The 13,870-nt window shown below is 57.0% G+C and carries 9 protein-coding genes; 7 read left to right on the forward strand and 2 right to left on the reverse strand.

The window, feature by feature from the left end; genetic code table 11:
• Positions 1-70 precede the first annotated feature (70 nt).
• Positions 71-664, reverse strand: a complete 594-nt coding sequence (locus tag FHC49_RS15190) for a YhgN family NAAT transporter (protein ID WP_035892151.1) — start codon at positions 662-664, stop codon at positions 71-73.
• 233 nt (positions 665-897) lie between these two features.
• Between FHC49_RS15190 and asd the strand changes: the two genes are divergently transcribed.
• The 6 genes from asd (at position 898) to glgP (ending at position 11,697) form a co-directional block, all read left to right on the forward strand.
• Complete coding sequence (asd, locus tag FHC49_RS15195; protein WP_185667345.1) at positions 898-2,004, forward strand: aspartate-semialdehyde dehydrogenase; 1,107 nt, start codon at positions 898-900, stop codon at positions 2,002-2,004.
• A 252-nt stretch (positions 2,005-2,256) separates the two neighbouring features.
• Positions 2,257-4,443, forward strand: coding sequence for a 1,4-alpha-glucan branching enzyme (gene glgB, locus FHC49_RS15200; protein ID WP_185667344.1), 2,187 nt, complete (start codon positions 2,257-2,259; stop codon positions 4,441-4,443).
• Between the two features lie 2 nt (positions 4,444-4,445).
• Entirely contained in the window at positions 4,446-6,422 is a 1,977-nt protein-coding gene (gene glgX / locus FHC49_RS15205; protein ID WP_220440232.1) for a glycogen debranching protein GlgX, read from the forward strand.
• Positions 6,423-6,503: 81 nt separating this feature from the next.
• The gene (gene glgC, locus FHC49_RS15210) at positions 6,504-7,799 is read left to right on the forward strand and encodes a glucose-1-phosphate adenylyltransferase (protein ID WP_185667342.1); all 1,296 of its coding nucleotides are present in this window, start codon (positions 6,504-6,506) and stop codon (positions 7,797-7,799) included.
• On the forward strand, positions 7,799-9,232 hold the full coding sequence (gene glgA / locus FHC49_RS15215; protein WP_185667341.1) for a glycogen synthase GlgA: 1,434 nt from the start codon (positions 7,799-7,801) through the stop codon (positions 9,230-9,232). Before glgC ends, glgA begins: the two co-directional genes overlap by 1 nt.
• Before the next feature lie 17 nt (positions 9,233-9,249).
• Positions 9,250-11,697 carry a glycogen phosphorylase gene (gene glgP, locus FHC49_RS15220; RefSeq protein ID WP_185667340.1) on the forward strand — a complete coding sequence of 816 codons (2,448 nt, stop codon included), beginning with the start codon at positions 9,250-9,252 and terminating at the stop codon, positions 11,695-11,697.
• A 111-nt stretch (positions 11,698-11,808) separates the two neighbouring features.
• On the opposite strand, the gene glpD is transcribed toward glgP, so the two are convergent.
• Positions 11,809-13,317 (reverse strand): glycerol-3-phosphate dehydrogenase, encoded by a 1,509-nt coding sequence (glpD, locus tag FHC49_RS15225; RefSeq protein WP_220440233.1) that lies wholly within the window; start codon positions 13,315-13,317, stop codon positions 11,809-11,811.
• 201 nt (positions 13,318-13,518) lie between these two features.
• Here glpD and glpE point away from each other — a divergent pair, with 201 nt between their 5' ends.
• Complete coding sequence (gene glpE / locus FHC49_RS15230; protein WP_185667338.1) at positions 13,519-13,848, forward strand: thiosulfate sulfurtransferase GlpE; 330 nt, start codon at positions 13,519-13,521, stop codon at positions 13,846-13,848.
• Positions 13,849-13,870 lie beyond the last annotated feature (22 nt).

Genomic DNA, 13,870 nt, shown 5'->3' on the forward strand with positions numbered 1-13,870 from the left:
GCCGGGCTACTTGAGCGGTAGCCCGGCCGAGGCGTTTACGCCGACCCCGGTGCCGCACCAAACCAACCTTTTATCCCTTCATCCACATCCGAATACCGTCCAGGAACATCTGGGTCGCCATCATCACCAGAATCAAGCCCATCAGACGCTCCAGCGCGTTCACCCCTTTCTCACCGAGCAGGCGCAGGAACAGCGACGACTGCAGCAAAATCACTACCGTACCGCCCCAGGCGATCAGCAGCGCAATCACCAGATGCGACAAATTATTCGGGTACTGGTGCGAAAGCAGCATTAAGGTCGCCAACAGCGTTGGCCCCGCCACTAATGGAATCGCGAGCGGCACAATAAACGGTTCTTCACCCGCTGGCAGCCCCGAACTATTTCCGGTGGCGCTAGGGAAAATCATCTTGATGGCAATCAGGAATAAAATGATGCCACCGGAGATGGAAACCGTCTCGGCGCGCAGGTTTAAAAACGCCAGAATCTTCTCGCCAGCGAAGAGAAAAATCAGCATGAGTAGAAGTGCGATTAAAAGCTCACGTATCATGATCGCCTTGCGGCGCTTGGGTTCCGTGTGTTTTAGCACCGACATAAAAATGGGTAAATTTCCCAGTGGATCCATAATCAGGATCAATAAAACTGCGGCGGAAAAGATTTCACTCATCACTCAAATTCCCTGATAATTGTTGCGGACTTTCTGCTCTACGCATCACTCTGACCGCGTACTGTGGTAGGAGGAAATGCGTCCCCTATGGATGAGGGGATAAGTTGCACTTCTGATTGCTAAGCAATCATTGATTAATTTTGCTTGCGACTTTAGCTGCATTTTGTAATGTGAGGGGATGCCAGGGGCACTTATTCACATATACAGCACATATATCTGCAGGAAAACACGTTATGAAAAATGTTGGTTTTATCGGTTGGCGCGGAATGGTCGGCTCAGTACTCATGCAACGCATGGTAGAAGAGCGCGATTTTGACGCCATTCGCCCCGTCTTCTTCTCCACTTCCCAGCTAGGGCAAGCTGCGCCAACCTTCGGCGGCAGCACCGGTGGTCTGCTCCAGGATGCTTACGATCTTGAAGCGCTGAAGGCGCTCGACATTATTGTCACCTGTCAGGGCGGCGATTATACCAACGAAATCTATCCTAAGCTGCGTGAAAGCGGTTGGCAGGGTTACTGGATTGACGCGGCCTCTTCGCTGCGCATGGAAAATGATGCCATCATCATTCTCGACCCGGTAAACCAGCAGGTCATTACCGATGGCCTGAACAACGGCGTGAAAACCTTCGTAGGCGGTAACTGTACCGTCAGCCTGATGCTGATGTCCCTCGGCGGCCTGTTTGCCAACGACCTGGTAGAGTGGGCCTCGGTGGCAACCTATCAAGCAGCTTCCGGCGGCGGCGCGCGCCATATGCGTGAACTGCTGACCCAGATGGGCCAACTGCATCATCACGTCGCCAACGAACTGGCTGACCCGGCTTCCGCTATCCTCGAGATCGAACGTAAGGTCACCACCCTGACCCGCAGCGGCGATCTGGCAGTGGATAACTTCGGCGTTCCGCTGGCGGGCAGCCTGATTCCGTGGATCGATAAACAGCTTGATAACGGCCAGAGCCGCGAAGAGTGGAAAGGTCAGGCTGAGACCAACAAAATCCTCGCCACCTCTTCCGTGATCCCGGTTGACGGCCTCTGCGTGCGCGTTGGTGCGCTGCGCTGCCACAGCCAGGCATTCACGCTGAAATTGAAAAAAGATATTTCCATAAGTTCTGTAGAGGAATTACTGGCCGCGCACAACCCGTGGGCGAAAGTCATTCCTAACGACCGTGAAATTACCATGCGTGAACTGACGCCTGCGGCGGTCACCGGTACGCTGACCACGCCTGTTGGACGTTTGCGCAAACTGAACATGGGGCCGGAGTATCTGTCAGCGTTCACCGTTGGCGACCAGCTTCTGTGGGGCGCAGCGGAGCCGCTGCGTCGTATGCTACGCCAACTGGCGTAAACATTTGTTAATCGATGAGGGGTGGCGAACCACCCCTTTTTTTTGCGTAATACAAGGAGTAAACGCAGTAATGTTAATTTTTCTCTCAGGAGTCAGGTAAAGCGTTGACTATGCTTTAATCAAGGTCTGTTGCCTTGACTGAAGGTTGGACGGAGCCGAGAGAGCACACAACTTTGTGCTGCACCGTTCAGGTCACAAAATGTCGCCATTTACAGTGGATTGAGGCGATACAAAAACTAAGGATGATGAAGCATGTCTGATCGTGTTGATAGAGACGTGATTAATGCGTTGATCGCAGGCCATTTTGCAGACCCCTTTTCCGTACTGGGTATGCACCGAACGGAAGCGGGACTGGAAGTCCGTGCACTGTTACCCGACGCGACCGATGTTTGGGTGATTGAACCTAAAACCGGGCGTAAAGTCGGCAAGCTGGATTGCGTGGACTCACGTGGTTTCTTTTGTGGCGTTCTGCCGCGTCGTAAAAATTTCTTCCGTTATCAGTTGGCTGTCGTCTGGCATGGCCAACAGAACCTCATTGACGATCCTTACCGCTTTGGCCCATTGCTCCAGGAATTGGACATATGGCTGCTGTCTGAAGGTACTCACCTACGCCCCTACGAAAAGCTGGGTGCGCATGCGGATACCATGGACGGCGTTACCGGTACGCGCTTTGCCGTCTGGGCGCCAAACGCCCGCCGCGTGTCGGTAGTCGGTCAGTTCAACCACTGGGACGGTCGCCGTCATCCGATGCGTCTGCGTCAGGAAACGGGGATTTGGGAGCTGTTTATTCCGGGAGCGCACAACGGTCAGCTGTATAAATTCGAGATGATCGATGCCCGCGGCGCGCTGCGGATTAAAGCCGACCCCTATGCGTTCGAAGCCCAAATGCGTCCGGAAACGGCCTCGCTGATTTGTGGCTTACCGCCGAAGGTTGAGCAGAGCGAAGCCCGCAAAAAGGCCAACCAGTTTGATGCCCCTATCTCTATCTACGAGGTGCATCTGGGCTCCTGGCGTCGTCATACCGACAACAACTACTGGCTGAGCTACCGCGAGCTGGCAGAGCAGCTGGTCCCATACGCCAAATGGATGGGCTTCACCCACCTGGAACTGCTGCCGGTCAACGAACACCCGTTCGACGGAAGCTGGGGCTATCAGCCGACCGGGATGTACGCGCCGACCCGTCGTTTCGGTACCCGCGAAGATTTCCGCTACTTCATCAACGCTGCGCACGCCGCCGGCCTGAACGTGATCCTCGACTGGGTGCCTGGTCACTTTCCGTCGGATGATTTCGCGCTGGCCGAGTTTGACGGCACCAACCTGTACGAGCACAGCGACCCACGCGAAGGCTACCATCAGGACTGGAATACCCTGATTTACAACTATGGCCGCCGTGAAGTGAGCAACTTCCTGACCGGCAACGCCCTGTACTGGGTGGAACGCTTCGGCATTGATGCGCTGCGCGTCGATGCGGTGGCATCAATGATTTACCGCGACTACAGTCGTAAAGAGGGTGAGTGGATCCCGAATGAGTTCGGCGGCCGCGAAAACCTCGAAGCGATTGAGTTCCTGCGCCAGACCAACCGCGTGTTGGGCGAGCAGGTTCCCGGTGCGGTGAGCATGGCGGAAGAGTCGACCGACTTCGCGGGCGTGTCACGTCCATCTGATATGGGCGGCCTGGGCTTCTGGTTTAAGTGGAACATGGGCTGGATGCACGACACCCTGGACTACATGAAGCTCGACCCGATTCACCGCCAGTACCATCACGACAAAATGACCTTCGGCATGCTCTATAACTACACGGAAAACTTCGTGTTGCCGTTGTCGCATGACGAAGTGGTTCACGGTAAGAAATCTATCCTGGACCGTATGCCGGGCGATGCGTGGCAGAAGTTTGCCAACCTGCGCGCCTACTACGGCTGGATGTTCGCCTTCCCGGGTAAAAAGCTGCTGTTTATGGGCGATGAGTTTGCCCAGGGCCGCGAATGGAACTTTGACGGCAGCCTCGACTGGCATCTGCTGGAAGGCGACGACAACTGGCATAACGGGGTACAGCGCCTGGTGCGCGACCTCAACCATACCTATCGTCACCACAAAGCGATGCACGAGCTGGACTTTGACCCGTACGGTTTTGAATGGCTGGTGGTCGACGACAGCGCCCGCTCGGTGTTCGCTTTTGTCCGTCGCGACAAAGCGGGCAACGAAGTGATTGTGGTCAGCAACTTTACGCCAGTACCGCGTCAGGATTATCGCTTCGGCATCAATCAGCCGGGCCGCTGGCGCGAAGTACTCAACACCGACTCCGCCCATTACCACGGCAGCAACGCCGGGAACGGCGGGCTGGTGCAGAGCGAGGCGATTGAAAGCCATGGCCGTGCGCAGTCGCTGAGTCTGACGCTGCCGCCGCTGTCGACCATCTGGTTAGTTCGGGAAGGGGATTAAATTTGAGTCAGCTCGCAGCAGGGGAACCCGCGCCGCTTGGCGCAAGCTATGACGGTGAAGGTGTCAACTTTACGCTCTTCTCGGCGCATGCGGAGCGGGTTGAACTGTGCGTGTTTGATGCGCAGGGTACGGAGACACGCTATGACTTACCCGCCCGCAGCGGTGACGTCTGGCATGGCTATCTTCCCCACGCGCGTCCTGGCTTACGTTACGGCTACCGGGTGCACGGCCCGTGGGACCCGCAGCAGGGGCACCGGTTTAACCCGGCGAAGCTGCTGCTGGACCCATGCTGTTTCTGCGCCGAGGGCGACCCGGACGACTCCCCGCATTTTCACGGCGGTTACGATGTACCGGACGACCGCGATACCGCAGCGATTGCACCCAAATCGGTGGTCGTCGACCTGACCTATGACTGGCAAGACGATGCTGCCCCACGCACCGCGTGGGGCAAAACCGTGATCTACGAAGCGCACGTCAAAGGGCTGACCTATCGCCACCCAGGGCTGCCGGAGTCTATCCGCGGCACCTACAAAGCGCTGGGTCATCCGGTGATGATTGCTTACCTCAAGCGCCTGGGCATTACCGCGCTGGAGCTGATGCCGGTGGCGCATTTTGCCAGCGAGCAGCGCCTGCAGCGGATGGGGCTGAGAAACTATTGGGGTTACAACCCGCTGGCGATGTTTGCGCTGGCACCGCGTTACGCCAGCGCGCCTGAGCATGCGCTGGATGAGTTTCGCGATGCGGTCAAAGCGCTACACAAAGCCGGTATCGAAGTGATCCTTGATGTGGTGTTGAACCACAGCGCCGAGTTGGATCTGCATTGCCAGACCTTTTCACTGCGGGGGATCGATAACCGTAGCTATTATTGGTTACGGGAAGATGGCGATTATCACAACTGGACGGGCTGCGGTAATACTTTGAATCTCAGCCACCCTGGCGTCGTGGAATACGCGCGCCAGTGCCTGCGTTTCTGGGTGGATGTCTGCCACGTTGACGGTTTTCGTTTTGATTTAGCGTCGGTAATGGGCCGTACGCCGGGCTATCGTCAGGACGCGCCGCTGTTTAACGCGATCCACGATGACCCGGTTCTCTCTACGGTGAAGCTGATTGCCGAACCGTGGGATATCGGTGAAGGCGGTTATCAGGTGGGGAACTTCCCGCCGCTCTTCAGCGAATGGAACGACCATTTCCGGGATGCCATGCGTCGCTTCTGGCTTGAAGAGTCGCTGTCGCTGGGGGATTTTGCCCAGCGCTTTGCCGCTTCTAGCGACGTGTATGCGCATCAGGAACGTCGCCCTCGCGCGACGATAAACCTGGTGACCGCCCACGATGGCTTCACCCTGCGCGATTGTGTCAGCTTCAACGGCAAGCACAACGACGCCAACGGTGAAGAGAATCGTGACGGCACCGGCAATAACCATAGCAATAATCATGGTATCGAAGGATTGGAAGCAAACCTGGAAGTAATGGCACGTCGGCAGAAGAGCGTTCAGGCGCTGCTGACAACGCTGCTGTTATCGCAGGGAACGCCAATGTTGCTGGCCGGTGATGAACACGGTCACAGCCAGCAAGGTAACAACAATGCCTACTGTCAGGACAATACGTTGACCTGGCTCGATTGGGAAAACGCAGATGACGCGCTGACGGACTTTACCGCCGCCCTGATTCACCTGCGCCAGCAGATCCCCGCGTTGACGGACGACCGCTGGTGGCAGGAGGGCGATGGCAACGTGCAGTGGCTCAATCAGGATGCGCAACCGCTGTCTGCCGAGGAGTGGCAGCACGGTGCTCGCCGAATGCAGATTCTGCTTTCCGATCGTTGGCTCATTACGCTCAATGCGACGCAAGACGCGACAAACTTGACGTTACCCGAGGGGGAATGGCGCGCTGTTCCTCCCTTCACCGACGCTGGCACGTCGGTCGTCGTGGCTGTCTGGCATGGGCCCGCGCACGGAGTGTGCGTATTTCAAAGGTCATAGTCTCTCAATTACCCGGAACCCCGCGTTATCGCGCGAGGACACCTCATAACCCGGAAGGACGAGCAACAAAAGGAGTTAATCATGGTTAGGCTAGAAAAAAACGATCCCTTAATGCTGGCTCGCCAGTTACCTATCAAATCCGTCGCCCTGATTCTGGCTGGCGGCCGCGGTACGCGACTCAAGGATCTGACCAACAAGCGGGCCAAACCCGCAGTACACTTTGGCGGTAAATTCCGCATCATCGACTTTGCGTTATCCAACTGCCTGAACTCCGGGATTCGCCGTATCGGCGTTATCACCCAGTACCAGTCCCACACGCTGGTACAGCACATCCAGCGCGGGTGGTCCTTCTTCAGTGAACAGATGAACGAATTTGTGGATCTGCTGCCCGCTCAGCAGCGGATGCACGGTGAAAACTGGTATCGCGGTACCGCCGATGCGGTCACCCAGAACCTCGACATTATTCGCCGTTACAAGGCGGAGTACGTGGTTATCCTCGCCGGTGACCATATCTACAAACAAGACTACTCGCGCATGCTTATCGACCACGTCGAAAAAGGCGCGCGCTGCACCGTGGCGTGCATTCCGGTGCCCATTGAAGAGGCAACGGCGTTCGGCGTGATGGCGGTTGACGAAAACGACAAGATTATCGAGTTCGTGGAAAAACCGGCTAACCCACCGGCCATGCCAGGCGACCCAACCAAGGCGTTGGCGAGCATGGGTATCTATGTCTTTGATGCCGATTATCTTTATGAGCTGCTGGAACGCGACGACGTTAACGAAGACTCCAGCCACGACTTCGGCAAAGATTTAATTCCGTTAATTACCAAAGCTGGCGCGGCTTATGCACATCCATTCCCGCTGTCCTGCGTGCAGTCCGACCCGCAAGCAGAACCGTACTGGCGCGATGTGGGTACGCTTGAAGCCTACTGGAAAGCGAACCTTGACCTGGCGTCGGTGACGCCTGAGCTGGATATGTACGACCAGAACTGGCCTATCCGCACGCACATGGAATCCCTGCCGCCGGCGAAGTTCGTCCAGGACCGCTCCGGCAGCCACGGCATGACCCTGAACTCACTGGTTTCCGGCGGCTGTATTATTTCCGGTTCCGTGGTGGTGCAGTCGGTGCTGTTCCCGCGCGTGCGCGTGAACTCATTCTGTAACATTGATTCGGCAGTCTTACTGCCAGATGTCTGGGTGGGTCGTTCCTCACGCCTGCGTCGCTGCGTTATCGACAGGGCCTGTGTGATCCCGGAAGGGATGGTGATCGGTGAAGATGCGGAAGAGGATGCACGCCGCTTTTACCGCTCGGAAGAAGGGATCGTGCTGGTGACGCGCGAAATGCTGCGTCAGCTTGGCTACAAACAGGAGCGATAATGCAGGTCTTACATGTTTGTTCTGAGATGTTCCCGTTATTAAAAACGGGCGGTCTGGCGGATGTGATTGGCGCGCTGCCGGCGGCACAGATTGCCGAAGGAACCGATGCACGCGTGCTGTTACCTGCATTCCCGGATATCCGTCGTGGTATTCCGGATGCCAAAGTGGTGAGCCGTCGCGATACCTTTGCCGGGCGCATGACGCTGCTGTTTGGACATTATAACGGCGTGGGCATTTACCTGATTGATGCGCCGCACCTCTATGACCGTCCGGGTAGCCCGTATCACGACACCAATCTGAATGCTTACCCGGATAACGTGAAGCGCTTTGCGCTGCTGGGTTGGGTCGGTAGCGAAATGGCCTGCGGTCTGGATCCGTTCTGGCGTCCTGACGTGGTGCACGCCCATGACTGGCATGCGGGCCTGGCCCCGGCCTATCTGGCGGCGCGCGGTCGCCCGGCGAAATCGGTGTTTACCGTACACAACCTGGCCTACCAGGGGCTGTTCTACGGCCACCACATGGGAGAGATTCAGCTGCCGGTTGAGTTCTTCAACATGCATGGCCTGGAGTTCCACGGACAGATTTCGTTCCTGAAAGCGGGGCTTTACTACGCCGACCATATTACGGCGGTGAGCCCGACCTATGCGCGGGAAATTACCGAACCGCAGTTCGCCTACGGGATGGAAGGGCTGCTGCGCCAGCGCCATCGGGAAGGGCGTCTGTCGGGGATCCTCAACGGCGTTGATGACAACGTCTGGAGCCCGGAAAAAGATCTGCTGCTGCCGGCAAGCTACAGCCGTGACACGCTGGAGCGGAAAGCGGAAAACAAACGTCAGCTGCAAACCGCCATGGGGCTGAAGGTCGATGACGCTGCGCCGCTGTTTGCCGTGGTCAGCCGCCTGACCAGCCAGAAAGGGCTGGATCTGGTGCTGGAAGCGCTGCCAGGCCTGCTGGAGCAGGGCGGCCAACTGGCGCTGCTGGGCGCGGGTGACCCGGTACTACAGGAAGGTTTCCTCGCCGCCGCCGCGGAGCATCCGGGGCAGGTGGGCGTCCAGATTGGTTATCATGAAGCGTTCTCGCACCGCATTATCGGTGGTGCGGACGTGATTCTGGTGCCGAGCCGCTTTGAGCCGTGCGGCTTAACGCAGCTTTATGGTCTGAAGTACGGCACGCTGCCGCTGGTTCGCCGTACCGGCGGCCTGGCTGACACCGTTGCGGATAGTTCGCTTGAGAACCTCGCTGATGGCATTGCCAGCGGCTTTGTGTTCGAAGACAGCAACGCCTGGTCGCTGCTTCGCGCTATCCGCCGTGCTTTCGTTTTATGGTCTCGTCCATCGCTCTGGCGCTATGTGCAACGCCAGGCGATGAACATGGATTTTAGCTGGCAGGTTGCTGCGCACTCTTATCGTGAGCTTTACCAACGCCTGATCTAACTACGGGGATCTGAATAATGAATGCACCCTTTACGTATGCATCACCGACCCTCAGCGTTGAGGCACTGAAGCACTCTATTGCCTATAAGCTGATGTTCACCATCGGGAAAGATCCGGCTATTGCGAACAAACACGAATGGCTGAACGCCACGTTGTTTGCCGTTCGCGATCGCATGGTGGAGCGCTGGCTGCGCTCCAACCGCGCGCAGCTTTCCCAGGAAACGCGACAGGTGTACTACCTGTCGATGGAGTTTTTGATTGGCCGCACGCTTTCCAATGCGCTGTTATCGTTAGGTCTGTATGACGACGTGAAAAACGCGCTGGAAGGAATGGGGTTAGACCTGGAAGAGCTGATCGACGAAGAGAATGATCCAGGGCTTGGCAACGGCGGCTTAGGCCGTCTGGCAGCCTGCTTCCTCGACTCTCTGGCGACCCTGGCGCTGCCGGGGCGTGGCTACGGCATTCGCTACGACTACGGTATGTTCAAACAGAACATCGTCGACGGTCGTCAGAAAGAGTCGCCGGACTACTGGCTGGAATACGGTAACCCGTGGGAGTTCCCGCGCCACAATACGCGCTATAAGGTTCGTTTCGGCGGCCGCGTGCAGATGGAAGGCAAAACCAGCCACTGGCTGGAGACGGAAGAGATTCTGGCGGTGGCTTACGACCAGATTATTCCCGGCTATGACACCGACGCGACCAATACGCTGCGTCTGTGGAACGCCCAGGCCAGTAGCGAAATCAACCTCGGTAAGTTTAACCAGGGCGACTACTTCGCGGCAGTGGAAGATAAAAACCACTCCGAGAACGTATCCCGTGTGCTCTACCCGGATGACTCCACCTATTCCGGGCGCGAGCTGCGTCTGCGCCAGGAGTACTTCCTGGTCTCGGCGACGGTGCAGGATATCTTAAGCCGCCATTACATGTTGCATAAAACCTATGACAACCTGGCGGATAAAATTGCCATTCACCTCAACGACACCCACCCGGTGCTGTCGATTCCTGAGTTGATGCGCCTGCTGATTGATGAGCACAAGTTCAGTTGGGAAGCGGCGTTTGAGGTGGCCTGTCAGGTCTTCTCCTACACCAACCACACGCTGATGAGCGAAGCGCTGGAAACCTGGCCGGTCGACATGCTGGGCAAAATTCTGCCGCGCCATCTGCAGATTATATTTGAGATTAACGACTACTTCCTGAAGACCCTGCAGGAGCAGTACCCGAACGATACCGGGCTGCTGAGCCGCACGTCGATCATCGACGAATCCAACGGCCGCCGCGTGCGTATGGCATGGCTGGCGGTGGTGGTGAGCAAGAAGGTCAACGGCGTGTCTGAGCTGCACTCGAACCTGATGGTGCAGTCGTTGTTTGCCGACTTCGCCGCCATCTTCCCGATGCGCTTTACCAACGTGACCAACGGTGTGACGCCACGTCGCTGGCTGGCGCTGGCGAACCCGGCGCTCTCCGACGTGCTGGATGAGAATATCGGTCAGACCTGGCGTTCTGACCTGAGCCAGCTAAAAGAGCTGGAACAGCATATCGACTATCCGAAAGTGAATCAGGCGGTGCATCACGCCAAGCTTGAGAACAAAAAGCGCCTCGCCACCTTTATCGCCCAGAACCTCAACGTGGTGGTGAACCCGAACGCGCTGTTTGACGTGCAGATTAAGCGTATTCACGAGTACAAACGTCAGTTGATGAACGTGCTGCACGTGATCACCCGCTACAACCGCATCAAGGCCGATCCGGATGCGAAGTGGGTACCGCGCGTGAACATCTTCGCCGGGAAAGCGGCTTCCGCCTACTACATGGCGAAGCACATTATCCACCTGATCAACGACGTGGCGAATGTGATCAACAACGATCCGCAGATTGGCGACAAGCTGAAAGTGGTCTTTATCCCGAACTACAGCGTGAGCCTGGCGCAGATGATCATCCCGGCGGCGGATCTCTCCGAGCAGATTTCGCTGGCAGGTACTGAGGCATCCGGCACCAGTAACATGAAGTTTGCGCTCAACGGGGCGTTGACTATCGGTACGCTGGATGGCGCGAACGTCGAGATGCAGGAGCACGTCGGGGCAGAAAACTTCTTTATCTTCGGCAACACCGCTGAAGAGGTGGAAGCGCTGCGTCGTAAGGGCTACAGCCCGCGCGACTACTACGAGCAGGATGAAGAGCTGCATCAGGTGCTGACGCAAATCGGCAGCGGCGTCTTCAGCCCGAGTGAACCAGGACGTTACCGCGACCTGGTGGATTCGCTGATTAACTTCGGTGACCACTACCAGGTGCTGGCGGATTTCCGCAGCTACGTGGACTGTCAGGATAAGGTTGATGAGCTGTATCGTGAGCCAGAGCAGTGGACCAATAAAGCGATGCTCAATATCGCCAACATGGGCTACTTCTCGTCGGACCGCACGATTCAGGAGTATGCGGAGAATATCTGGCACATAGAGCCGGTAAGACTGTAAAAACGAAAACGGGGCCGATTGGCCCCGTTTTTTTCCCGGCGTCACGTCGTTCGGCCGGGCTACGTTTTTGTGCCTTTGTAGCCCGGCCAAGCGAAGTGTCGCCAGGGAGGCTCACGACGCCAGCGACATCTCAGGCTTTCCCAGCGTTTTTACCAACCATTCGCTGATACGTGATTGCTGCTCGGCGTTCAGCCACATCCCCTGTTTGGTCCGACGCCAGATAGCATCGTCGAGACGACGCACCCACTCGTGTTCCACCAGGTAGCGCAGTTCGGCTTCGTAAAACTCGTGGCCGAAATCTTCACCCAGCCCGGTAATATCCTTCGCCTCACCAATAATCAATTCGCTGTTGCTGCCGTAGGTGCGGGCAAAGTGGCGGGCCAGCGACTCGGTAATAAACGGATAGCGACGGCGCAGTTTAGCCGCGTAGTCATCGCGGTCGCTGCCAATCTCACCGCCGGGCAGCACGGCGCCTTTGGTCCACGCCGGGCCGATGCCGCTGTAGTACGGCGCCAGTTTCTCCAGCGCGTGCTCGGCGAGCTTACGGTAGGTGGTGAGCTTGCCGCCAAAGACTGACAGCAGCGGCGCTTTACCGTGGTCGTCGTGAATATCCAGCGTGTAGTCGCGGGTGATGGCCTGCGGTGAATCAGACTCGTCATCGCACAGCGGGCGAACGCCGGAGTAAGTCCAGACGATATCTTCGCGGGCAAGCTGCTTTTTAAAGTGGCCGTTGTAGACCTTCAGCAGATAGTTGATTTCGCTCTCATCGATCTCGACGTTTTTAGGGTCACCCTGGTACTCCACGTCGGTGGTGCCGATGATCGAAAACTCATCCATCCACGGGATCACAAAGACAATACGCTTATCTTCGTTTTGCAGGATGTAGGCCTGCTTCTGAGCGTGCACGCGCGGTACCACGATGTGGCTGCCTTTAATCAGGCGGATGCCGTACGGTGACGGCAGGTGCATGCCGTCGTCGAAGAACTGTTTCACCCACGGGCCGGTGGCGTTCACCAGGCCGCGAGCTTGCCAGCGGAACTTCTCGCCGCTGTCGATATCTTCCGCTTCCACGATCCACAGGCCGTTTTCACGTTTTGCTGAGATGGCGCGAGTCCGGGTACGGACTTCTCCACCCTGCTTCACCACCATCTGCGCGTTGGCTAACACCAGGCGTGCGTCGTCTACCCAGCAGTCAGAATATTCGAAACCGCGCACGATTTCCGGCTTCAGCACGGATTCTGCGCCAAAACGCAAACCGGTCGAGGCGGGCAGGCTGGTGCGTTTGCCCAGATGATCGTACATAAACAGGCCGGTGCGGATCATCCACGCCGGGCGCAGATGCGGGCGGTGGGGCAGGCGGAAGCGCATCGGGATCGCAATGTGCGGGGCCATTTTCAGCAGCACTTCACGCTCGGCCAGCGCTTCGCTGACCAGACGGAATTCATAGTGCTCAAGGTAGCGCAGACCGCCGTGGATCAGTTTTGAGCTGGCGCTGGATGTGGCACAGGCCAGGTCTCTGGCTTCCAGCATCAGTACGGATAATCCACGTCCTGCCGCATCTGCCGCAATGCCTGCACCGTTAATGCCGCCACCTATCACAATCAGATCTTTGGTTTCCATTATTGCTACCTCTGGGACTTTCGTTATAGCTCACTAATGTTCGTTATCGCTCATAATAGCAAGTAAACGCGCTTTTGGTAACATTGAAAAAACATTTTAGAGTGATGTGCATAACATATTGGCGTTTACGTACCGTGAAGACGTACACTTGGCGGTAAAATGTCGTCAGCAAGACACCTGCCATAACGATAAGAGAGCACCATGGATCAGTTTGAATGTATTAACGTAGAACAGGCGCACCAGAAGCTGCAGCAGAGCGCTGCCGTGCTGGTGGATATTCGCGACCCACAAAGCTTTGCGATGGGCCACACCCCTGGCGCTTTTCATCTGACCAACGACACGCTGGGCGCGTTTATGCGCGATAACGATTTTGAAACCCCGGTGCTGGTGATGTGCTATCACGGCAACAGCAGCAAGGGCGCGGCGCAGTACCTGCTGCAGCAGGGCTACGACCAGGTGTACAGCGTCGACGGCGGCTTTGATGCCTGGCATCGTCACTTCCCGGCTGAAGTGGTACACGCCGGTTTCTAAGACTGTGCTCGCTTTTCCCTTC

Source organism: Kluyvera sp. EC_51 (assembly GCF_019584505.1).
GTDB lineage: Bacteria > Pseudomonadota > Gammaproteobacteria > Enterobacterales > Enterobacteriaceae > Kluyvera > Kluyvera sichuanensis.

Coding starts and splice junctions, on each gene's coding strand:
- FHC49_RS15190 (WP_035892151.1), bottom strand. CDS start 664: ATGAGTGAAATCTTTTCCGCCGCAGTTTTATTGATCCTGATTATGGAT.
- asd (WP_185667345.1), top strand. CDS start 898: ATGAAAAATGTTGGTTTTATCGGTTGGCGCGGAATGGTCGGCTCAGTA.
- glgB (WP_185667344.1), top strand. CDS start 2,257: ATGTCTGATCGTGTTGATAGAGACGTGATTAATGCGTTGATCGCAGGC.
- glgC (WP_185667342.1), top strand. CDS start 6,504: ATGGTTAGGCTAGAAAAAAACGATCCCTTAATGCTGGCTCGCCAGTTA.
- glgA (WP_185667341.1), top strand. CDS start 7,799: ATGCAGGTCTTACATGTTTGTTCTGAGATGTTCCCGTTATTAAAAACG.
- glgP (WP_185667340.1), top strand. CDS start 9,250: ATGAATGCACCCTTTACGTATGCATCACCGACCCTCAGCGTTGAGGCA.
- glpD (WP_220440233.1), bottom strand. CDS start 13,317: ATGGAAACCAAAGATCTGATTGTGATAGGTGGCGGCATTAACGGTGCA.
- glpE (WP_185667338.1), top strand. CDS start 13,519: ATGGATCAGTTTGAATGTATTAACGTAGAACAGGCGCACCAGAAGCTG.